The sequence below is a fragment of the Brevibacillus sp. NL20B1 genome (assembly GCF_018195675.1).
Lineage (GTDB): Bacteria > Bacillota > Bacilli > Brevibacillales > Brevibacillaceae > Brevibacillus > Brevibacillus aydinogluensis.
In genome coordinates this window covers 1-625 of sequence record NZ_JAGTPT010000067.1, presented here as the reverse complement: position 1 = coordinate 625, position 625 = coordinate 1, and the positions used below count along the sequence as shown (strand labels likewise).

1 protein-coding gene is annotated in these 625 nt (G+C 51.8%); it reads left to right on the top strand.

Annotated features, from left to right (window positions below; all coding sequences use genetic code 11):
* Positions 1-625: IPT/TIG domain-containing protein (locus tag KDN35_RS19790; RefSeq protein ID WP_212133776.1), on the top strand; the 625-nt coding region annotated here is incomplete at both ends.

Below are 625 nucleotides of genomic sequence, written 5' to 3'. Positions count from 1 at the left end.
TCCGGGAACCGTCGACGTAAAAGTAGTAAATCCGGACGGAAAAGAAGCGGTGTTGGCCAATGCTTACACCTATCAGGCACCGCCGGAGATGATACCGGCGATCACCAAGATTACGCCAACCAGCGGAAAGCTTGAGGGTGGCGAAGTGATCTACATTGACGGAAAAGACTTTGTGCAAGGTTTGAAAGTATACATGGGAGGGAAAGAAGCCCAACTTTACACTTATTATGGTCCGAACCGAGTAAAAGTACAGGCGCCGCCGGGAGATGCTCCAGGAACCGTCGACGTAAAAGTGGTGAATCCGGACGGAAAAGAAGCGGTGTTGGCCAACGCCTACACCTATCAGGCACCGCCAGAGATGATACCAGCGATCACTGCGATTACGCCAACCAGCGGGAAACTGCAAGGAGGCGAAGTGATCTACATTGACGGAAAAGACTTTGTGCAAGGTTTGAAGGTATACATGGGAGGGAAAGAAGCCCAACTTCACACCTATTACGGGCCGAATCGATTAAAGGCGCTGGCGCCACCGGGAGATGTTCCAGGAACCGTTGACGTAAAAGTAGTAAATCCGGACGGAAAAGAAGCGGTGTTGGCCAATGCTTACACCTATCAGGCACCGCCG